20 protein-coding genes and 1 riboswitch are annotated in these 21,108 nt (G+C 58.8%); of the genes, 9 read left to right on the top strand and 11 right to left on the bottom strand.

Annotated features, from left to right (window positions below; translation table 11 throughout):
• The first annotated feature begins 10 nt into the window (after positions 1-10).
• Positions 11-682: a two-component system response regulator BaeR gene (locus CVU69_11525; protein PKN11607.1), complete on the top strand. Its 672-nt coding sequence runs from the start codon at positions 11-13 to the stop codon at positions 680-682.
• Positions 683-850: 168 nt separating this feature from the next.
• Positions 851-1,504 carry a hypothetical protein gene (locus tag CVU69_11520; protein PKN11606.1) on the top strand — a complete coding sequence of 218 codons (654 nt, stop codon included), beginning with the start codon at positions 851-853 and terminating at the stop codon, positions 1,502-1,504.
• A gap of 174 nt (positions 1,505-1,678) precedes the next feature.
• On the opposite strand, the gene CVU69_11515 is transcribed toward CVU69_11520, so the two are convergent.
• The 3 genes from CVU69_11515 to CVU69_11505 form a co-directional block, all read right to left on the bottom strand.
• Positions 1,679-2,947, bottom strand: coding sequence for an MFS transporter (locus CVU69_11515; GenBank protein ID PKN11605.1), 1,269 nt, complete (start codon positions 2,945-2,947; stop codon positions 1,679-1,681).
• Between the two features lie 9 nt (positions 2,948-2,956).
• A complete protein-coding gene (lspA, locus tag CVU69_11510; GenBank protein PKN11640.1) occupies positions 2,957-3,457 on the bottom strand; it encodes a signal peptidase II in 501 nt (166 codons plus the stop codon).
• A 154-nt stretch (positions 3,458-3,611) separates the two neighbouring features.
• On the bottom strand, positions 3,612-6,392 hold the full coding sequence (locus CVU69_11505; GenBank protein ID PKN11604.1) for an isoleucine--tRNA ligase: 2,781 nt from the start codon (positions 6,390-6,392) through the stop codon (positions 3,612-3,614).
• 249 nt (positions 6,393-6,641) lie between these two features.
• On the opposite strand from CVU69_11505, the gene CVU69_11500 reads away from it, so the two are divergent.
• The gene (locus tag CVU69_11500) at positions 6,642-7,091 is read left to right on the top strand and encodes a hypothetical protein (GenBank protein PKN11603.1); all 450 of its coding nucleotides are present in this window, start codon (positions 6,642-6,644) and stop codon (positions 7,089-7,091) included.
• 11 nt (positions 7,092-7,102) lie between these two features.
• On the opposite strand, the gene CVU69_11495 is transcribed toward CVU69_11500, so the two are convergent.
• The 8 genes from CVU69_11495 to CVU69_11460 form a co-directional block, all read right to left on the bottom strand.
• Positions 7,103-10,309: a hypothetical protein gene (locus CVU69_11495; GenBank protein ID PKN11602.1), complete on the bottom strand. Its 3,207-nt coding sequence runs from the start codon at positions 10,307-10,309 to the stop codon at positions 7,103-7,105.
• Positions 10,002-10,538, bottom strand: a complete 537-nt coding sequence (locus CVU69_11490) for a hypothetical protein (protein PKN11601.1) — start codon at positions 10,536-10,538, stop codon at positions 10,002-10,004. The genes CVU69_11495 and CVU69_11490 overlap by 308 nt, the downstream gene beginning before the upstream one ends.
• A 9-nt stretch (positions 10,539-10,547) precedes the next feature.
• Positions 10,548-11,852, bottom strand: coding sequence for a phosphomethylpyrimidine synthase (locus CVU69_11485; GenBank protein ID PKN11600.1), 1,305 nt, complete (start codon positions 11,850-11,852; stop codon positions 10,548-10,550).
• A 91-nt stretch (positions 11,853-11,943) separates the two neighbouring features.
• Positions 11,944-13,368, bottom strand: a complete 1,425-nt coding sequence (locus CVU69_11480) for a phosphomethylpyrimidine kinase (GenBank protein PKN11599.1) — start codon at positions 13,366-13,368, stop codon at positions 11,944-11,946.
• A 66-nt stretch (positions 13,369-13,434) separates the two neighbouring features.
• Positions 13,435-13,543, bottom strand: a riboswitch (TPP riboswitch).
• 12 nt (positions 13,544-13,555) lie between these two features.
• Positions 13,556-13,741 carry a hypothetical protein gene (locus tag CVU69_11475; GenBank protein ID PKN11598.1) on the bottom strand — a complete coding sequence of 62 codons (186 nt, stop codon included), beginning with the start codon at positions 13,739-13,741 and terminating at the stop codon, positions 13,556-13,558.
• Between the two features lie 86 nt (positions 13,742-13,827).
• Entirely contained in the window at positions 13,828-13,986 is a 159-nt protein-coding gene (locus CVU69_11470) for a rubredoxin (protein PKN11597.1), read from the bottom strand.
• A 69-nt stretch (positions 13,987-14,055) separates the two neighbouring features.
• Positions 14,056-14,715, bottom strand: a complete 660-nt coding sequence (locus CVU69_11465) for an isoprenoid biosynthesis protein ElbB (protein PKN11596.1) — start codon at positions 14,713-14,715, stop codon at positions 14,056-14,058.
• A 31-nt stretch (positions 14,716-14,746) separates the two neighbouring features.
• A complete protein-coding gene (locus tag CVU69_11460) occupies positions 14,747-15,340 on the bottom strand; it encodes a Cro/Cl family transcriptional regulator (GenBank protein PKN11595.1) in 594 nt (197 codons plus the stop codon).
• Positions 15,341-15,478: 138 nt separating this feature from the next.
• Between CVU69_11460 and CVU69_11455 the strand changes: the two genes are divergently transcribed.
• The 6 genes from CVU69_11455 to CVU69_11430 all read left to right on the top strand — a co-directional run bounded on the left by CVU69_11455 (position 15,479) and on the right by CVU69_11430 (position 20,968).
• Positions 15,479-16,183 carry a zinc/iron-chelating domain-containing protein gene (locus CVU69_11455; protein PKN11639.1) on the top strand — a complete coding sequence of 235 codons (705 nt, stop codon included), beginning with the start codon at positions 15,479-15,481 and terminating at the stop codon, positions 16,181-16,183.
• Between the two features lie 126 nt (positions 16,184-16,309).
• Entirely contained in the window at positions 16,310-16,756 is a 447-nt protein-coding gene (locus CVU69_11450) for a hypothetical protein (GenBank protein ID PKN11594.1), read from the top strand.
• Positions 16,757-16,783: 27 nt separating this feature from the next.
• Positions 16,784-17,062, top strand: a complete 279-nt coding sequence (locus CVU69_11445) for a peptidylprolyl isomerase (protein ID PKN11593.1) — start codon at positions 16,784-16,786, stop codon at positions 17,060-17,062.
• 74 nt (positions 17,063-17,136) lie between these two features.
• Entirely contained in the window at positions 17,137-18,081 is a 945-nt protein-coding gene (gene trxB, locus CVU69_11440) for a thioredoxin-disulfide reductase (protein PKN11592.1), read from the top strand.
• 36 nt (positions 18,082-18,117) lie between these two features.
• Complete coding sequence (locus CVU69_11435) at positions 18,118-19,659, top strand: ATP-dependent protease (protein PKN11591.1); 1,542 nt, start codon at positions 18,118-18,120, stop codon at positions 19,657-19,659.
• A gap of 148 nt (positions 19,660-19,807) precedes the next feature.
• A complete protein-coding gene (locus tag CVU69_11430) occupies positions 19,808-20,968 on the top strand; it encodes a hypothetical protein (GenBank protein ID PKN11590.1) in 1,161 nt (386 codons plus the stop codon).
• Positions 20,969-21,108: the final 140 nt, after the last annotated feature.

Genomic DNA, 21,108 nt, shown 5'->3' with positions numbered 1-21,108 from the left:
AGAGAGTAAAATGAAGTTGACGATTCTGATCGTTGAAGATGAAAAGAGGTTGGCAGAAACGCACCGTGATTATCTCGTACAAGCCGGCTATGAAAGTGCCTGGCTGGAGGATGGCAGGAAGGTGATTCCCTGGGTCAGGGAGAACGGACCCGATCTTATCCTTCTCGATCTCATGCTCCCCGGCCGGGATGGTCTGGATATTTGCAAAGAGATTCGAACTTTCTCCAACGTACCGATCATCATGGTGACAGCTCGCGTCGAAGAGATCGATCGACTCATTGGCCTTGAATCAGGTGCCGACGATTACATCTGTAAACCCTTCAGTCCCAAGGAAGTGGTGGCACGAGTCAAGGCTGTTCTACGCCGCGGTTCCCATCCCTCACCGCAGGGGGGTGAACATCTGCTCCTTGATGAGGAGAGATATCTGGCGACGTTGCACGGACAACGACTTGAACTCACCGCCGTCGAGTTTCAACTGCTGAGCATTCTCACCGCCAAGCCGGGGAGAATCTATTCCCGCGATCAACTGATGGATCGACTTTACCTCGATCAGCGCATCATCTGTGACCGGACGATCGACAGTCACATCAAAAATCTGCGAAAAAAAATCGCTTGCATCGTCCCTGATTTAGAGTTGATCCACTCTATCTATGGCGTCGGCTATAAATACGAAACCCCCTGAAGCTCTTTGCCTCATCTTTTTGAGCGATTCCGTTGCAGACACGGTAATACTGCCAGTCCCTGTCCGGTCCATAGCAAAACGCAGAAATAAAAAAAGTGTCCCCGCAGCGCGGATTTGAACTGGTGACGGCCTCGAAGCTGCTGCAATAACTTTAACAGGAGTCTTTTGATGAATCATGTGTTTGCGCCGGGTTGCGCCCTCTCTATCTACAAACCGCAGCTGGCGGAAAAAATGATGGATTTCTTGAGAAAGGAATTCCCCAGCTTCGAGGAGTATACCATTTGTTGTCACCATGAGCCGCAGTTGGCGATGGGTTCCCGGGTAATCAACACCTGCGCTGGCTGTGACCGGCGTTACCGGGAACTTTACGAGGGCATTACGACCGTCTCTTTCTGGGAAATTCTGGCTAGCAGCGAAACTTTCCCTTTTCCGGATTATCGCCAGCGCAAGATGACGATCCTTGATGCCTGCCCCACCCGCGACCAGGTGCGAGTGCATCAGGCGATTCGAACCCTGCTGCGAAAGATGAATGTTGATCTGGTCGAACCGGAAAAGACCGGTCCGCAGGGAAGCTGTTGCGGTGACAGCTTTTACGGCAAAATGCCCGTCGAAAAGGTCAAGGAGCAGATGCAAAGACGTGCCGGCGAAATGCCCGCCACCGACGTGGTCGTCTATTGTGTCTCCTGCATCAAGGCGATGCACATCGGCGGCAGAAAGCCTCGCTACCTGGTCGACCTGTTATTCGGCGAAGAGACCGATCCCGGCACCTTCGAGCCTGACCAATGGCATGCCGAGCTCGATGCCTTTATCAAGGTCCATTAGCACGACAGCTTCGCAGATCGGGTTAGTGCAGCGTAACCCGACATTGGTCGAATGCGTGCATGCGCCTGGTTACTCCCTGCGGGCTAACCCGATGCCTCTTCCTAGGGAAACTAGGCTGTCGGACCGGGACCCAACGGTTTTACAAACATCCCCAAGAGGTACTTCAGCACCAAATCATCCGTGCTCTTTCGAGGTGTCGCGGGCGAAGGTGTAAAGAGCGATGGCGACAACGAGGCCGATGATCGGCAGGAGGAAGGCGCTGTGGTAGGCCGCTGGCGGCGAGATTCCTCCGGCCGGGGTCTGCGCACCGATAATAATCCCCATGAGCTGCTGGGTGACGGCGGCGCCGAGGAGGACGAAAAAGTTGAGCGAGGTCATGGCGGTGCCGACGATACTCACCGGGAAGCTGGCGCGGATGATCGGATAGATGAGGACACCGCTGGAGACGGTAATCCCTATCAGGAAAAGCGTGAGTCCGAGGAGGAAGGGAGGAAGTCCATCCCCCCAGCCGAGAAAAGCGGTCATGAGCAGGGCGAGAAGAGATGAGCCGACGATGAGCATCCGCTTCTGCGAGCCGGCAAAGAGGCGGCGGACGCAGAGATCACTGAAGTAACTGCCGACAACAAAACCGACCGAAATACACATCAGCATCTGCCCGCTCTGAGTGCGGCTGAGCTGCATGACCTGCCGCAGATACGGCCCGCCCCACAATCCCTGCACGGCGAGATAGTTTCCATACCAGAAGAAGCAGAGAATCCCCAAAAGCCAGAAGCTGCCGCTGCTGAAGATCATCCTCCAAGCAGCGAAGATGCCGATCGGCCGCGCTATCTCCACGGCTGCGGCGCTGGTAGCTGTGGGCGGACGGTCACGGACCATGCTGAAGATCAGGAGGGTGGCGAGCCCCTGGATCACGGCAATGGTGAGGAAGGAGGCGCGCCAGCCGATTGCCGCAACCCCGAGGGCGAGGGGAGCGGTGCCGCAGAGGTTGCCGAGGTTGCCGAAGGCGATCATCAGACTCGATGCGCGGCCGAACTCCTGACGGCTGTACCAGCGGCTGAAGATGGCAAAGGTTGCCATCAGGACCGAAGCGGTGCCGACGCCGATGAGCATGCGTGCCGCCATAGCGCTGCCATAACTCTGCGCTTGACTGAAGAGGAGGCCGCCGGCGGTGGTGAGGAGGCCACAGCCGCTGATCACCAGGCGGCCGCCAAAGCGATCGATCAGGGGGCCGAGGGGAAGTTGGGCAAAGGCGTAAACATAGAAGAGGATGCCGGCCAGCGTGCCGAGTTCTTCAGGGGTGAGCTGCAGGTCGTGGCTGACATCACCGGCGATCACCGCCAGCGAGACCCGGTAGAAGTAGACGAGCATGTAGATGAGAGCAAGGAAGGCAAAGAGGGACCAGCGACGGCGCGAGAGGTGAGCTGGGAGGGAGAAGGTATCCATGGTGGAGAATTACTCCGCTCGTTTAGCCTTCTTATTCCGCCGCTCTTCAAACCAGAGGTCGAGGATCATCAGCCCGACGCCGACGGTAATTGCCGAGTCGGCAACATTGAAGGCGGGCCAGTGGTACTGATACCAGTGGACGTCAAGGAAGTCGATGACTTCGGCAAGGCGCACCCGGTCAATAATGTTGCCGATGGCACCAGCGAAGATCAGCACCAGCGCAATCTGTAAAAGTTTCTGATCTGCGCGCGTGGCGTAGAGGTACCAAAGGAGGCCGACGCAAGCGATCACGCCGACAGTGACAAAGAAGGGGACGCGCCAGGGACTGCCGGCGAGGATGCCGAAGGCTGCACCCTTGTTGCGGATATAGGTAATGTGAAAAAAGTTCTCAAAGACGGTGACCGATTCGCCGAGAAAAAAGTTGCGGTCGATATAGATCTTGCTGAGCTGATCAAGGACCAGGAGCAGCGGCGCGACGATGAGGAGGAGACGGGTACGAAAGGGCACAATATTTTCCTTGGGGGGTTGCAGGGGAAATTTTAAAAAGTTTTTCAAGCTGACACCTTACCACCCCTAACCCCTCCTTAAAAAAGGAGGGGGACTCAAGCTTTAAGCTTTTAGCTCCCCTCCTTTTTTAAGGAGGGGCGGGGGTGGTCGGTTCAAATCAACCAATAACAGCTTCGCAGCGCGGACACAAAGCGGGGTGGGCGGAGCTGACGCCGACGCTGGTCGAGTAGTTCCAGCAGCGTTCGCATTTGTCGCCCGCTGCCTTTTCGACGTGGATCACCAACTCCTTGAGCTCTTCGCCGGCCACGCCGCCGCTCGGCGCGATCTCCGCCAGTGCGACCTGAGAAACGATGAAGAGGGTGGCAAGCTCGTCGCAATAAGCAGCCAAAAGGTCGCGCCAAGGGCCGGCCGGGGCATAGATGGTGACGCGGGCATCGAGGGAGTGGCCGATAGTCTTGGCGATGCGGGCGACTTCGAGAACCTTGGAGACATCGGAGCGGACCATGAGGATCTGCTCGTAGCGGGCTTCGAGGGCAGCGTCGAGGAGACTGGTCTCAATCTTCGGGAAGGTGGCGAGATGGACACTGTCTTCCCGTGTCCCGGGGAGGCACCACCAGATTTCATCGGCGGTAAAGGAGAGGACCGGCGCGATCAAGCGGGTGAGCGCATCGAGGATCCGGTACATGGCGGTCTGGGCACTGCGCCGTGCCAGACTCCCCGCCTTGGCGGTGTAAAGACGATCCTTGAGTACGTCGAGATAGAAAGATGAGAGCTCGACGCTGCAGAAGTTGTGGACGGCGTGGTACAGGACGTGGAACTCATACTCCTGGTAACAACGCTCCACCCGCTGGATCAGCCCTTCGAGTTTGGAGAGGGCCCAGCGGTCGATCTCAAGGAGATCGCCATCGCTCACCCAATCCGATTCCGGATTGAAGTCGTGAAGATTGCCGAGGATATAGCGGGCGGTATTGCGGATGCGGCGATAGGCATCAGCAAGACGCTCAAGGATTTCGTTGCTGATCCGGATGTCATCGCGATAATCCTGCGCCGCCACCCAGAGGCGGAGGATCTCGGCGCCGTACTTCTTGATCACTTCATCCGGGGCGACGACATTCCCCTGCGATTTCGACATCTTCTTGCCGGCTCCGTCAACGACAAAACCGTGGGTGAGGACCGCCTTGTAGGGAGCGATGCCGCGGGTACCGACAGCGGCCAACAGGCTGGAATGGAACCAGCCACGATGCTGATCCGAGCCTTCAAGGTAAAGGTCGGCGGGGGCGCCAAGGTTGCCGCGCCGCTCGAGGACGGCAGCATGCGAAACGCCGGAATCGAACCAGACATCGAGGATGTCACTTTCGCGGGTAAACTTGGCATGACCGCACTGGCCACAGAGCGTCCCGATCGGCAGAAGCTCTTCGACCTCCTTTTCGTACCACAGGTCGCTGCCGCCCTGTTCAAAGAGATCGGCGACATGATGCATGGTCTTGCCGTCGGCAAGAGCTTCGCCGCAAGCAGCACAGTAAAAGACGGTGATCGGCACTCCCCAGCTGCGCTGGCGACTGACGCACCAGTCAGGACGGTTTTCGATCATGCCGAAGATGCGTTCCTTGCCCCAGCGCGGAATCCACTCGACATCGTTGATCGCCTTCAAGGCCTGATCGCGTAGACTGTTCGCCTCCATGGAGATGAACCACTGCTCGGTGGCGCGGAAGATCACCGGCTTTTTGCAGCGCCAGCAGTGCGGATAGCTGTGACTGATCTTGCCCATCCTAAGAAGAGCGCCGGCGGCATCGAGCTTCTCGCTGACCAGGGTATGCGCCTCATTGACCTTGAGTCCGGCAAAGAGCTCGACATCAGGACGGTACTTGCCGTAATCATCGACGGGATTATAGATCTCCAGACCGTAACGCAGAGCGGTGAGATAGTCGTCGTGGCCGTGGCCGGGGGCGGTGTGGACACAGCCGGTGCCGGCTTCAAGGGTGACATGTTGCCCAAGGACGATCAGCGACGGGCGATCATACAGGGGGTGACGGCAAGTCTGCTTTTCAAAGAGGGCCGCGTCGAAAGTCGTGGCGATCCGGTATTCTTCCCAGCCAAGAACCTTGGCGACCTCTTCAACCAGGCCTTCGGCAATCACCAGATACTCACCACCGACTTCAACCATGGCGTAAGGGAGGTCGGGATTAAGGCAGATTCCGAGGTTGGCGGGGATGGTCCAGGGGGTCGTCGTCCAGATGACGAAGGCAAGGGCCTTGTCGCTAAAAGCGGCAAGCTCCGCTGGCAACGATCCGTTAAAGGGGAATTTGACGTAGATCGAATAGGAGGTGTGATCAGCGTATTCGACTTCGGCTTCGGCGAGGGCAGTGACGCAGGAAGAGCACCAGTGCACCGGCTTCTTCCCCTTGAAAAGACCGCCTCGCTCAGCAAATCTCGCCAATTCACGGGCAGTGGCGGCTTCGTAGCCTTCGCTCATGGTCAGGTAGGGATTCTCCCACTCGCCAAATACACCGAGACGTTCGAATTCCCGGCGCTGGATCTCAACCCAGTCGGCGGCATAAGCGCGGCAGGCCTTGCGGATCTCCCCCTTGGTCATCTCCCGCTTTTTGTTGCCGAGCTGCTTGTCGACCATCAGTTCGATCGGCAGACCATGGCAATCCCAGCCCGGAACGTACGGAGCATAAAAACCGCTCATGCGCCGGCTCTTGATGACGACATCCTTGAGAATCTTGTTGAGGGCATGGCCGATATGGGTATGACCGTTGGCATAAGGAGGGCCATCGTGGAGGATAAAGGACGGGCGATTCTGTCCGACGACTTCGATCTGACGGTATAACCCCATCCCTTCCCATTTCTTGAGGAGTTCAGGCTCACGCTGCGGGAGATTGGCGCGCATCGGGAAGTCGGTATTCGGCAGATTGAGCGTCTCTTTATAGTCCATGGTTTACTCCAGTCCGTCAGTCTTTGGGCAAAAACAAGCCTCACAACTTAGCAAAATTCCCTGAAAAGTCAAGGGAAAACCGGAAAAATGGAACGCTTCGTGCTTCAAAAGAGAGTAAGAGTTATAATATTTAAATTGGGTAAGCGGAATCTCACGGGAAATACCTGGTGATGTTCCGCGCAAGGCGCAGAGGGTGTGTTCGTTATGCAACATTTGTCACCTAAAAAGAATCTTTTGTGCAGAATCGGTATGATCCTCGTCCTTTGTCTTGGCACCTTGATCCCTCCGGTCTTTGCTTACGACCCGGTGCTGATACCATCGGGCCAGCAGGACTTCCAGCCGAGACTGGTTATTGCCATGGTCGATCCCCCCGCCTTCCTTGCCCCCCTGCCGTGTCAGAAAGGGATGGTGACAAAGGAAAAATCCGCGGGGGCGATCACCCCATTTATCGACACCGGACAGGTGCCAAGCCTTCAGTCTCCTCTGGAGCGGCCGGCCATTGCCGCCGATGATGTCGGGCCTCTGGAGCGAACGGAAGTCACGGCGGGGGTCGATATCAATCTCGGCACGGTAAAATTCAATCTCGGCTACACCCTCCCCTCAGATCAAGTCGACGAGCTCGTTCGCCCTTTTGGGGTCGACATTGAACCCGGGAGTGAGGGTAAATGCTTCAAGCTTGGAGTTCAAGTTCCTTTCTGATCTTCTCCCCCTCAAAAGCGCAGCCACAGCGTGAGATAGCCCTGCCCCTCCCCCCCTTGATCAAAACCTTTGGCAACAACCAGCCGCAGGGTCAGCGGCAACCGGTAACCAAGATCAAGATCACAGCGCAGCTCTGCGCCGGCCGCAGTGCGAAAGTCGTTGATCGTCACGCCACCCTCGTCGTAAACATCGGCCCCTTCAACAAAGATCGCCCCATGCAAGCGCCGAAAATAGAGGGGGCCGTTGCCGATCCCCTGCTCCAGGTTCAGGAGAGGGAGGCGATACTCGGCGCCCGCCAACAGGACCCGCTGCCCGCGTAGCGCATTGAGCGGATAGCCGCGCAAAGACAGATTCTCATTATCCAGCCCGAGGAGAAGATCGCCAGGACTGTCGCCTCCGACCTGAAAGGCGCGCTGCGCGAGAAGGTCGCCTTGCGCCAGGCCGCCGAAGAGGCGGGTGGCGAGAACCTGATGCGCGCCCCAGGGCAAAATCGTGAACTCGTGCCAGTCCAAGGTGTATTTGCGCCGGGAAAAGTCGCTCCCCAGGCCGGCCGCACTGATCTCTGCTGCCACAGTCAACGCCCGGCCCTCCTCGGGACTGATCGCCTTGGGCGGACGGACGCTATTGGTAAAGGAGTAGGCAAAACGAAGACTCGCCAACTGCCCTTCTTCCGGGGGAATAAAGCTGGAGGGAGGATCTGCTGCGGCGGCAAAGTCCTGATAGTGCAGCCCCGTGCTCAGTTCCTGGCGCGACCAAAGACCGGCGCCGGGGAAGATCAGATCGAGGCCGAGGGAACGGCGGCGCTCCCAGTAGCTCTCTTTTGCCCCGGTGGAAAAAGTGAAGAAATCGGCATAAGCAATCGCCTCATCGCGCGCAAGGAGTTGCAGCGTCGGCGTCCAGCCCTCATAACGGTAAAGGAGGCTGTAAGCAGGACGATGCGTCTTCAGCCCGTAGGTGGCGGCAGCCGCCCAGCTGTGACGATCGACGGCGTCGTTTCCGGAGGTATAAAGTCCGAGCTGGGTGCCGAGCTCATCGACGCCGAACCAGGGGAGCCAATAGCGCGGACGCAGGTCGCTCCAGGGGGAGTAAGGGCGGACCGGATGCGCCGGCGCGCTTGAACTTTCCGACTCCGAAGCAACCATCGAGGATGCCTCTGTTTCAGGGAGGAGCGATTGCCACTCTTCCGGGCGCAGAGGGAGGCGAGCGAGATCAAAACCGGCGGGCCCGTAGTTGACAAAGAGGAGGCTCTGCCCATCCGGGCTCGCTTGCGGTGAAAAGGCGCCGCCAAGGAGGTTGGTCACCTGGAAGAGAGCGCCGCCAGCCAGTCGATATGCGTGAATATTGAAAATTCCGCCGCGGTCGGAGGTAAAGAAGAGGAACTCCCCGTCGCGGCTCCAGGCCGGACTGGCATTGATCGCCCCGCCCTCCGGGAGGGTGGCAAGAAGGGCTCCGTCCGGATCAAGAAGCTGGAGGAGAAAACGCCCGTCCGGCTCCTTGACCGCAACGGCGATTTTGTTCCCGTCCGGCGACCAGCGCGGGGTGGCAAAGAGGCGCGGGTCGCCTTCCGGGGAAAGATAACGCTTAACCTGGCCGTCCAGAGTGACCACGGTCAATCGATTACCCTGAGAATGGGCCACCGTGCACAGGATTTCATGACCGACCGCAGAGAGATCAGGGCTGCCGGTCCGCAAGCCGTGCGTCAGGCGGGTCTCTGCTCCGGAGGAGAGGTCGTAGCGGTACAGGTCGCTATAGAGATTGTCGTAACGATCCCTTTCGAGCTTGGCGTAGATCAGTCCCGAGCCATCCGGCAGCCAGGCAATGGCGGCACTTTCCGGCGTCACCGCCCGCCGCAGCAGCGGCCGGGAATGGCTCCCATCCGCCCCTGCCAGTATCAGCGAGGAGGAGCGGTCGGCCGTACGGTTGCTATAGGCGATGCGGTCGCCAGCCGGGGCCAGGGAGGGAAAGAGGGTATAGCCACCGTCACTGCTCAAGGTGGTTATTTCGGTCAGACCAAGGGCCGTGAGCTCCAGCGCTTTGGCTTCATATTCGCGCTGCAACTGTTGCTGCCAGTGGAGCCACTCTGCCTTGAAAGTAGAGCCAAAGACGGCGCGAGCAGTCGAATCGACCATAAAGGGAAGGGAGCGCCCGGCGTAGCGCTGGCTGAGCGCACCGGGGAGGGTCGGGCCATACTTGGCGACGAGATATTGATAAAACTTTACTCCGTAGAGGTAGGGAAGTTCACCTCCCGGCCAGCTGTCGGGAGACGTTGCCCCCTGGGCAAGATCGGGGAAAGTCCCGGTCAGCACCGCGGTGCGCAGCAGCATCTCCGTATAACTGGAGCGCCCGCGACCGCCCTGGCTCAGAGCAGTCTCCTCGTAGGTCGCCAGCCCTTCGATCAGCCAGTTCGGCTGGAAGAGATTCGGGAAGTAGAGGCGACCGAAAATCCGGCGTAAAATCGCCGGGCCCTGCTGGACATTGTCAAGATGGAGAATATGGGCATATTCGTGGATGATGACAATGCGCAGCCAATCCTCATTGTCGGTGATCGAAAATGGTTCTTCCAGGGGGGAACGAAGATAGATAATGATGCGATTAAAAGGGAAGGGGGTGGCCAAACCGTTGGCCGCATCACTGACGTCGGCGAGGATCAGGCGGGTCTTTTCCGCCGGTTGCCAGAGCAGATCAGGCGACAGTAACTGATGGACCTCTTCGGCGATCGTTGCAGCGCGGGCGGCGATCACGTCCCCGCCGTCGTGAAAGAGGATGGAAAAGTGCGGGGTCTCCAGGGTCGACCAGTTCAAGCGGGGATCGAGACGGGATTCCCCCGGCGATGGGACGCCCAAAGCGGCGAGGAGGAAGAGTAACAAACAGAACGTTGAACGTTTCATCCCTTCCTCCTCATTTCCTGCTTTACTTGTCCCGTTTCGTACCCGGCCCTTTTCGCGGCGAACCACTCCGGGGGGGAGCGCTGCTCTTGCGGCGCTGCGTCGGCGTGCTCCCGGTCGGCGCGGCAGTCCAGTCCGGGGTGCTGCTTCTTTCCCCCTCCCCTTCCTTGCGGCGGGGTGTCGCCTTCCTGCCCGGCGCTGGAGCCGTCCAGTCGCCCTTGGCGATCGCTTTGTCGCGCTTTTTCTGGGTCGCAACTGCGGTTGCCGGCCGGGCGGCTTTCTTGGGCGGCGCTGGACGAACACTCCCCGCCGGGGTGCGCGGTAAAGCGACATCGACCGAAATATACGAATTCATATAGCGCGCTTCGTTGAGGGCGTTGATGGCATCTTTGGCTTCCGCCTCGCTCGACATCTTCACATAAGCGCAACCGAGAAACTGCTCGGTCTTGGGATCGACGACCATGTGGATGTAAGTCACCTTGCCGGCTACGGCGAAGAGGTTGCGGATATCCTCTTCCGTCGTTTGCTGCGACAGGTTTTTAACGTAAAGATCTTTGCTCATAATTTATCCTCAGTGGCTGGCGTTCTGTTTTTCCCGGCGCTCGTTCATCACTTTGTAGGCGCAGAACTCGCCGCACATGGTGCAGGCGCCGTGTTCTTCATCGACCCCCGATTCGGCGCGCAGGCGCCGCGCCTTGGCCGGATCGAGAGCGAGGGCGAATTGCCCTTCCCAATCGAGAGCCTTGCGACAGCGGGCCATGGCGATATCCTTCTCCATCGCCCCCTTGACCCCCTTGACGATATCGCCGGCATGGGCGGCAATCCGGCAGGCAATGACCCCTTCGTGGACATCCTCCACCGTCGGCAAACGCAAATGCTCGCTGGCGGTGACGTAACAAAGGAAGTCGGCGCCGGCAGCGGCGGCGACCGTCCCGCCGATGGCGGAAGTGATGTGATCGTAGCCCGGCGCGATATCCGTCACCAGGGGGCCGAGGACATAAAAAGGGGCGCCGTGACAAAGGCGTTTCTGCAGCTGGATGTTGGCGGTAATCTGATGCAGGGGGACATGCCCCGGCCCTTCGATCATCACCTGGATGCCGGCATCCCAGGCGCGCTGGGTGAGTTCGCCGAGGAGGATGAGTTCGTGAATCTGGGCGCGGTCGGTGGCATCGGCGAGACAGCCGGGGCGGAAACCGTCACCGAGGGAGAGGACGGCATCGTAAGGTTTGACGATCTCAAGGAGGCGATCGTAATGCTCGAAAAGAGGATTTTCGGCATTGTTGTGCGCCATCCACTCGACAGTGAAGGAGCCGCCGCGCGAAACGACATCCATAATCCTGCCTTCGCGATCCATCCGTTCGACGGTGGCGCGGGTGACGCCGCAGTGGACGGTGATAAAGTCGACGCCGTCATCGAGATGTTTGATGATCCCGGCAAAGATATCCTCGACGGTCATGTCGACGATCGCCTTCTTCTGGCGGTTGATGGCGTCGAGTGCGGCCTGATACAGGGGGACGGTGCCGATGCAGGCATCGGTCTCGGCGATGATGGCGCGACGGATCTCGTCGACCGGGCCGCCGGTGGAGAGGTCCATGATCGCGTCGGCGCCGGCGGCCACCGCCACCCGCGCCTTTTCCAGCTCCTTGTCGATACTGGTATCGTCGCGGCTGGTGCCGATATTGGCGTTGACCTTAGTGCGCAGCCCGAGGCCGACCGCCAGAGGGATGCCGTTGGGGCGGCGGTTGTTGTGGCAGATGATGGCGGTGCCGTCGGCGATGCGCTGGCGCAGGAGCTCCGGATCGATCCCTTCGACAACAGCAGCTTGTTGCATGAGATCAGTAATCAGGCCCGAACGGGCGGCTTCAAGTGTGGTCATGGGAACCTCGCGGGTAAAGCGGTGACGCGTGACGCGTGACCGGTGACAAATGCTGGTAAAATATAATATTTTAATTGCGGCCTGTCACGCGTTACAAGTCACGCGTCACTGCCTTTGCTCCCTGCCAGTGATTGACCGGGCCGTGCCCACTTCCCAGCGGCAGAGCACTGGCGATGGCGGCCTGCAGAAACGTCTTGGCGCGGCCGACCGCTTCCGGCAACGGCCAGCCCTGGGCAAGGAAAGTCGCAATGGCCGCGGCAAAGGTGCAACCGGTGCCGTGGGTGTTGGTGGTGACGATGCGCGGAGTGACAAATCGGTGCAACTGGTCGCCGCAAAGGAGGAGATCGACCGCCTCGTCACCGGCCAGGTGCCCGCCCTTGAGGAGAACGTTGGCAGCCCCGAATCCTTGCAACGCCCTGGCGGCATGGCTCATCTCCGCTTCGTTGCTGATCGTCAATCCGGTGAGAGCCTCGGCCTCGGGGAGATTAGGGGTAAGGAGATAGGCCTGCGGGATCAACTCGTGACGCAGCGTCGCAATCGCTTCGTCCTGCAACAAGGCAGCCCCCCCTTTAGCAATCATTACCGGATCGACCACCGCAAGAAGGCTGTGACGCTGGATCGCCGCCGCAACGACGGCGATAATCCCGGCGTTGAGGAGCATACCGGTCTTGACCGTATCGGCGCCGATATCGCTGAGGACCGCTTCGAGTTGCGCGTCGACAAACTCCGGCGGCACGGCGTGAATGGCGCTGACGCCGCAAGTATTCTGGGCGGTCAAAGCGGTAATGGCACTCATCCCGTAACTGCCGAGGAGGGTGATGGTCTTGAGATCGGCCTGAATACCGGCGCCGCCCCCGGAATCGGAGCCGGCAATCGTCAGCACCCGCCCTTGCGGCCTGGGGAGCAGACGGTTAAAGAGGAGGTTCAGCTCTTTGGCGGCCACTTCAGGACGGGGCGTGCCCATCACCGCCGAGACCACCGCGACGCAGTCGGCGCCGGCGGCAATCACCGCGCCGGCATTGTCGCGAGCAATGCCGCCGATGGCGACGATCGGCAGAGCCACCGCGGCCCGCACCGCCCGCAATCCATCGAGGCCGATGACGACGGCGTCACCCTTGGTCGTGGTCGGATAAAGACTGCCGAGACCGATATAATCGGCGCCGGCCGCGGCTGCACGTTGCGCCTCGGCCACGGTGCGGGTCGAGACACCGATCAATTTTTCCGGACCGAGAAGAGCGCGGGCGGCGGCAACTTCGCCGTCCTTCTGACCGAGATGAACACCGTCAGCGTTGCAGTCGCGGGCGAGCTGTACATCGTCGTTAATGATCAGGATCGCTCCGGCTTGATGACAGAGGGCAACGAGGCGCATCGCCATCGCCCCCTGCTCGGTCGGCGTGGCGTGCTTATCCCGGTACTGGAGAATACGGACGCCGCCGCGCAGCGCCGCCGTTATCCGGCCGAGCAGGGCGCCATCGCGATTATCGTCAGTGATCAGGTAAAGGCCGGAAATCGTCATATTTCTTCTGTCGCGCGTGCGCGCATGAAAAAACCGCCGTACCGGGAAGGCACGGCGGTCCGTTATCGGTCCGTCCTGCCGCTTCCCTACGCCGGTATCACCCGGATCAGGTTCGAAGGGTCGTTCCATCGTCAAATGGAACTCTCAGTGCCGTTGCACTCCCCTAGCGGTTGCTACAATGAAAATATCAGTCGATGATGACCCGGTGTTCGAGGATATTTATCTCCCGGATCGCCCCCCTGACAGTGCGACTCCTGCCATAAACATCGACAAGTTTCAGTCCGTCGGCAAGGACCAGAATCGAACTGATTTCAGCCAGAGACTCTTCTTGTTCTCCCTGTACGAGCAGGAAGGGGCCGTGATCGCTGCACATGGATAGACCTTCTGAGTAAGGGATGTTCAAACTAGCGGAAAGGAGCGTTTGCTGTCAACCGCAAACACTCCTTTTTACCACAACCATCAGACCTCTTCAAAGTTGCTTTTGTCTGCCCCGCAGATCGGGCAGACCCAATCGTCAGGGATATCTTCAAAAGGGGTGCCGGCAGCAACGCCATTGTCCCGGTCACCGATGACAGGGTCGTAGATGTAGTCACAGATCACACAACGATAACTCTTCATAGTTCGCTCCTTAGGTTGAGGGTTAACGCGAAAAAGACTAACAGATCTGCACTAGGACGCAAGGAGAAATCAGAGAAGAGAGATCACCGCCCGCACGGTCTTCTCAATGCCGTCGGCGGCTTCACTGATCCGACCGGCAAGCATATAGGCCGGCGTACTGACGATCTTGTGCTCGCGATCGATGACGAATTCCCGCACCGGACAGGTCTCATGCTGCGCCCCGGTCGCCTTGATCGCCGCCGCGGTCCCGATATCGTTGCCAATGGTCACGGTAATCGGGGCGACCTTACCGAGGGCGCGGGCCAGGACCGCCGGAGCGATACAGATGGCGCCGATCGGTTTCCTGGCGGCAAACATCTCCTTGAGCAAACGATCGACCTCGCTATTGAGGGAGCAATCGGCCCCACTCAGAGCAAAGGTCGAAAGATTCTTCGCCGCACCGAAACCGCCGGGGAGGATCACCGCATCGAGATCAGTGGCACTGACCGTACTGAGATCGCGAATCTTGCCGCGAGCAATACGCGCCGCTTCGACCAGGACATTGCGACTCACGCCAGCTTCGACTTCCCCGCTGAGATGGTTGACGACATGCAGCTGCGCCACATTCGGCGCCATGCACACCGCTTCTGCCCCGGCCCGATCGATGGCGAGTAGAGTGATGACTGCTTCGTGAATTTCGCTGCCGTCATAAACGCCGCAGCCTGAGAGGATGACACCGATCTTCTTCATCGTCGCACTCCTTTACTGAAATATTTTTTTGTCAATTCCGCGAAAAAATTACCGCCACCGCGCGCGGCCGCACCGTCCCCTTGGCGATAAAGGCATGGGGTTCCGTTGAATCGTAATAAGCCGAATCGCCGGCACTCATGGCATAAATCTGGTCGGCATAGTGCAGGTCGATTTCACCGTCGAGAAGAAAGACAAATTCCTCCCCTTCATGGCTGACCATCATTTCATCCCGCCATTCACCCAGATCGAATTCGACGAGAAACGGTTCGAGACTGCGATTCTTCTTGCCGTAGGCGAGGGAGTGATACGTATAAAGGATAGGATGCTCACCATCGACCGGGCGACGTAACATTTTGCGGCTCTCCCCGGCTTTGGTCAGAACACAGCGGGCCGAACTCCCCTCTTCCTGAAAGAAGGATTGCAGCGGCACGCGAAAGGCCTTGGCGATGCGCAGCAAAGTCGCCAGCGGCGGAATCACCTGCTCATTTTCGATCTGGGAAAGGAGCGGCTTGGAGAGGCCGGTGGCATCGGCAAGAGCCTGCAGCGTCATCCGCCGTTCCTGGCGGATCCGGCGGATTTTAAAGCCGATCTGTAACTCCCGGACTTCTTCACGAAAACAATCCATAAGCTCACCTTTTATTGATTCGGCACATTCCTTCTGCTGTGACAATGTTTTACTTTGCCCCAATCGACAAGTCAAGCGCTTCCGCTCCCTCTTTGCGCCGGATTGCACTGCCGCTGCGATTCTGCGACAATGGCGACCATGCACGAACTTCTCCGGCGCTATCGCGCTCTCCTCACCTCCCTTGACCAATGGTTTGCCGCCCAACAGGGCGAAATGCCGAACGCCATAGTCTGCGCCGACGGTTGCAGCGGCTGCTGCCGCGGCCTCTTCGATATCTCCCTCCTTGATGCTTGCCTGTTGCGGGCCGGCTTCGATCAACTCCCCGCCGTTATTCGCGCCGGGGTGGTGGCCAAGGCCGAAACCCGCTTGGTGGATTTGCAGGAACGCTGGCCCGGTTTTTCCCCTCCCTACCTCCTCAACCACATGGACGACAGCCTCTGGACCGAGATGCCCGAGAATGATCTCACCCCCTGCCCTCTCCTTGATCCCGCCGGCCGCTGCCTCGTTTATGCCTATCGCCCGATGACCTGCCGATTGCACGGCCTGCCGCAGATCGATCTCAGCGGTGAGATCTTTCTCGGGGAGTGGTGCTCCCGCAACTTTATCGGCCTCAACCCGCTGGAGATCGACAAACTGCGCCATGACTTCCAGCAACTCTTTACTGAAGAGTTTATCTTATTGCGCGCCTTTGCCAAGGAGCTCTGCGGTCTTGACAGCGCCGAGCTCGATACCTTTATCCCCCTTGCGATGCTGATCGATTTCGACGGCTTTGATTGGCAAGCGTGGGGCGAGCAACAGCGCGCGGATTTTCATCGGGCGGGCCATGAGTCCGCCGGCTTTTAACTTTACACCCTTGAACGTAATCTTCTCTCTTTACCTTCCCGCACCAATCCTCTATTCTAACGACCATTTTAGCAAGAAAACCATCGTCGTAATCCCTACCGCTGAACAGAAAGGCCAACCCATTCCATGACCGCTATCGACAAAGCCCTGGAAATCTTCCGCCAGGACACCAACAATCAGGAAAACCAATCGCAATTCTTCGATCTCTTTCTCAATACCACTTTCTTTGTGCCGATTGTCCCGGAAGATGAAAAGGAAAAGGCCGGGATTTCCGCCGGACAAGGGGTGTTACCCCTGGTCATTGAAGCGGAGGGCTGTGACTATCTGATGCTCTTTGACAGCCGCGAGCGGATGAATGCCTGGGCTGACGCCGAGATTGAATGTGTCGAAGTGCCGGGCTTTCTCCTCGCCGCCACTTCGGAGCCGCCGCTGTGCTGGGCGCTGAATGTCGGGACCGACCATTCGAAACAATTTGTTCCGGAAGAGATTGTCTGGCTGAAAGAGGCCGTGGAACGCTGTCAGGCGGAAGCCGAGGCCGCCGAAAAGGCGGAAGCCGGCGCCAACGAAAATTAACCCCGAAAATTCATACAGGAGTTCACCATGGCAACTGCAACAGCCCGCCACATCCTTGTCTCCACCGAAGCTGAATGCCTGAAACTCAAGAGCGACATCGAGGCCGGCGCCGATTTCGGCGCGGTGGCCAAAGCCAACTCCTCCTGCCCCTCGCGCATGCAGGGCGGCGATCTCGGCGCCTTTACGCCGGGGCAGATGGTGCGTGAATTCGACGAAGTCGTCTTCTCCGGCCCGGTCGGCGAGTGCCTCGGCCCGGTCAAGACCCAGTTCGGCTACCACCTGATCGAGATCACCAAGCGCTGGTAGTATGCTCTTGGCAGGCAGCCCCTTTCTGTTTCATCTTCCCTCTTAACTTTTAAACATTGGAGACGCTAAGCACGATGTCTGTCCATGATGTGATTATCCTCGGCTCCGGCCCGGCCGGCTATACCGCGGCGGTTTATGCCGCCCGCGCCAACCTCAAACCGGCACTGATTGCCGGGATGGAGCCGGGCGGGCAATTGACGACCACCACTGAAGTCGATAACTGGCCCGGCGACCCCGACGGGGTGCAGGGCCCGGAGTTGATGGAGCGGATGCGCCGTCATGCCGAACGCTTTGATGTGCAGATCATCTCTGACCACATCAGCGCCGTCGACCTGCAGCAGCGTCCCTTTACCCTCACCGGCGCCAACGCTACCTATCAGTGCAAGTCGCTAATCATCGCCACCGGCGCCACTGCCAAATACCTCGGCCTCCCCTCAGAGGAAGCTTTCAAGGGGAAGGGGGTCTCGGCCTGCGCCACCTGCGACGGCTTCTTTTATCGCGGCAAGGCGGTGGCGGTCATTGGTGGCGGCAATACCGCCGTCGAAGAAGCGCTCTACCTTGCCAATATTGCCAGTCACGTCACCGTTGTCCACCGCCGCGACAAATTCCGTTCCGAAAAGATCCTGTCCGACCGCTTGATCGAAAAGACCAAGGGGGGGAATGTCACTATCGAATGGCACCACCAGCTCGACGAAGTCCTCGGCGATGCCAGCGGCGTCACCGGCATCCGCCTCCGCCATAAAAGCGGCTCGACCAAAGAAATTCCGGTGCACGGGGTCTTTATCGCCATCGGCCACCAACCCAATACCGAGATCTTTGCCGGACAACTGGAGATGGAGAGCGGCTACATCCGCACCCTCTGCGGCGGTGAAGGGAATATGACCGCCACCAGCGTCCCCGGCGTCTTTGCCGCCGGCGATGTGCAGGATCAGTACTACAAGCAGGCGATCACCTCGGCAGGAACCGGCTGCATGGCCGCCATCGATGCTGAACATTATCTGGAATCTTTGAAAGAATAACGGAGCTACTGACAAAGCAAAGGGAGGGGAAAACAAATGCTTGCACGGATCTTTTCAGGTGCCCTGATCGGCATCGACGCTTACCGCGTCGAGGTTGAAGTTGATATCGCCCAGGGGCTGCCGCAATTCTCCACCGTTGGTCTGCCGGAGGGGGCAGTCAAAGAGAGCAAGGATCGCGTTAAATCAGCGATCAAGAACTCCGGTTACGAATTTCCCGCCCGCCGCATCACCATCAACCTCGCCCCAGCTGATATCCGCAAGGACGGCGCCGCCTTCGACCTGCCGATGGCGATCGGCATCCTCGTGGCGATGGGCGTCATCCCCCAGAAAGCGGCAAGCCGCTATCTCTTCATGGGGGAAGTCTCCCTCGACGGACGGATCAAGCCGGTGCGGGGAATCCTGCCGGTAGCGGTCGGGGCCCGCGATTGGGGATTGGACGGGCTGATTGTCGCCACCGAGAATGCCGAAGAGGGGGCAATCGTTCCGAGTGTACCGGTCTACGGCCTCCCCGATCTCGGCACCCTCGTCACCTTTTTGCGCGGCGAAATCAACATTCCTCCCTGCGTCATCGATCCCCAGGAACACTCTTCCCAGTCTACCGAATACACCGACAACTTCAGCGAAGTGCGGGGTCAGGAGCACGTCAAGCGCGCCCTCGAAGTCGCCGCGGCCGGTGGTCACAATATTTTAATGATTGGTCCCCCCGGCAGCGGCAAGACCATGCTCGCCCGCAGGCTGCCGACCATCCTGCCGTCGATGAGCTTCGACGAAGCGCTGGAGACGACCAAGATCCATTCGATCGTCGGTCTCCTCCCCTGCAACCGCTCGCTGATGACCCACCGCACTTTTCGCTCGCCGCACCATTCCGTCTCCGATGCCGGCCTCATCGGCGGCGGCGCCATACCCCGCCCCGGCGAAGTCTCCCTGGCCCACAACGGTGTCCTCTTTTTGGACGAACTCCCCGAGTTCAAGAAGAATGTCCTCGAAATGCTCCGCCAGCCCCTCGAAGACGGTCAGGTGACGATCAGCCGCGCCGCCACCAGCCTCACTTACCCCGCCTCCTTCATGCTCGTCTCGGCGATGAACCCCTGCCCCTGCGGTTACCTTTCCGACCCGACCCATCCCTGTTCCTGCACACCGGTGATCATCCAGCGTTATCGCTCCAAGATCTCCGGCCCCTTGCTCGACCGCATCGACATCCAGATCGAAGTCCCGGCGGTCAAGTATCGCGATCTCGTCGACCGCACCGACACCGAAGCGTCAGAGATCATCGCCGGTCGCGTCGAAGCCTGCCGCTCCATCCAGAAAGAACGCCTCAGCCACAGCCACAGCCACAGCCGCATCCACTGCAACGCCCAGATGCCGGCGCGCCTCATCCGCAAACATTGCGAACCGGACGAAGCCGGCCACCGCCTCCTCAAACTCGTCACCGAGCGCCTCGGCCTCTCCGCCCGCAGCTACTCGCGCATCCTCAAGGTTGCACGGACGATTGCCGATCTGGAGCGCTCCGAGCATATCCGCGAACAGCATCTCGCCGAGGCGATTCAGTATCGGAGTTTGGACCGAAGGATGGGGTAAAAATAAATGCCTCAATAATCACCGAACGACAAAACCCCGCTACGATGGCGGTGCTTTGTCGTTCGGTGATTATCGAAGGACTTTTTGATAGCTCGAAACAGTATCAGCTAAAGGCATTCTGTCAAATGTGTAGCCCTGACACCCTTATTTGGCACCCAACCGCGAGAGTGGCCCCGGCGCCAAGGACAGCGGCTACCAGCACGACGCGGCCAACCGGATGGAGCAGGGGCGCCAGCTTCAGTACGGCTACGACGACAACGGCAACCAGACCGTCAAGATTGTCCCCGGCGCGGCAGAGAAGAGCTGGGTGCAGAGCTGGGATGACGAGAACCGGCTGACAAGTATGGAGAAGGTCAAGGGGACGGAAAAGAGGACCGTGACCTTTGCCTACGATCCTCAGGGACGGCGGATCAGCAAGGAGCTGACCACGGTCATCGACGGAGTGACCAAAACGAGCCGCTGGAGCTACATCTACGACAACGACAACATCGCCCTGGAGATTTACACCGACGACAGTGGCGCGATCACCTCGACTTACTACACCCACGGCGCCGGCGTCGACGAGCATCTGGCGCTGGAGCGCAGCGGTGGCTTCCACTACTACCACGCCGACGGGCTGGGTAGCATCGTCGCCATCACTGATACCGCGAAGAATGTCGTGCAGCGTTACGAGTATGATTCCTTCGGGATGGTGACGCCGCAGACGGATTTTGTGAACAGCTATACCTACACGGGCCGGGAGTGGGATAAGGAGATCGGGCTCTACTTCTACCGGGCGCGGTATTATGATCCGATGGAGGGACGGTTTGTGAGCAAGGATCCGATTGGCTTCAAAGGCAACGATATGGTGCTTTATGGCTATGTTCAAAACAGTCCAACAAATTTTGTCGACCCTTACGGATTATTGTCAGCTACTGGTGGCGCAGGTTTAGGAGGGGGATTTCATTTGTATTTCATAGGCTTAAACGCTCATTCACATATCGAATGCGGTTCGGGTGGTTGTTATACTATTACCTCAATTTGCGGGAGGCTGGGTCCCGGTATGTTTTTAGGGGGCGGAACCGAAATTGGCGGATCTATTGGCCCCGATTCTGACTCAAAAGATGTATGTGAAGAGTCTTGTGAGGAAAGTTGGGGTGTAGGTGCAGGAGCAGATTTTGCTTACTTTAATGAGGGTGCTGGTGGCGGCGTAAGTGGAGGACCATCAGGTGTTTCTGTAAGTGGTGGGGTAAAATCCCCTTTAAGTTTGGGGATAGGAATTTCACTCGGTGTCGACGTTTGTTACAACAAGAAATGTCCACTTAAATAGAGGTGAAGATGAAAAATTTATTCGTTATATTTGAAAGCAAGAGAGGGTGTAAAAAACTTTGTGTAAATGGTCATCGTCGGTTACAACCCGTAACCACTGGAGGAACCGATGGCCATACCGAAAGACGTGCTCGACTGCCT

Source organism: Deltaproteobacteria bacterium HGW-Deltaproteobacteria-4, assembly GCA_002841765.1.
In the GTDB taxonomy this organism is placed as follows: Bacteria; Desulfobacterota; Desulfuromonadia; order Desulfuromonadales; family UBA2197; genus UBA2197.
The sequence above is the reverse complement of the archived record's forward strand: the minus strand, read 5'-3'. Positions and strand labels throughout refer to the sequence as shown.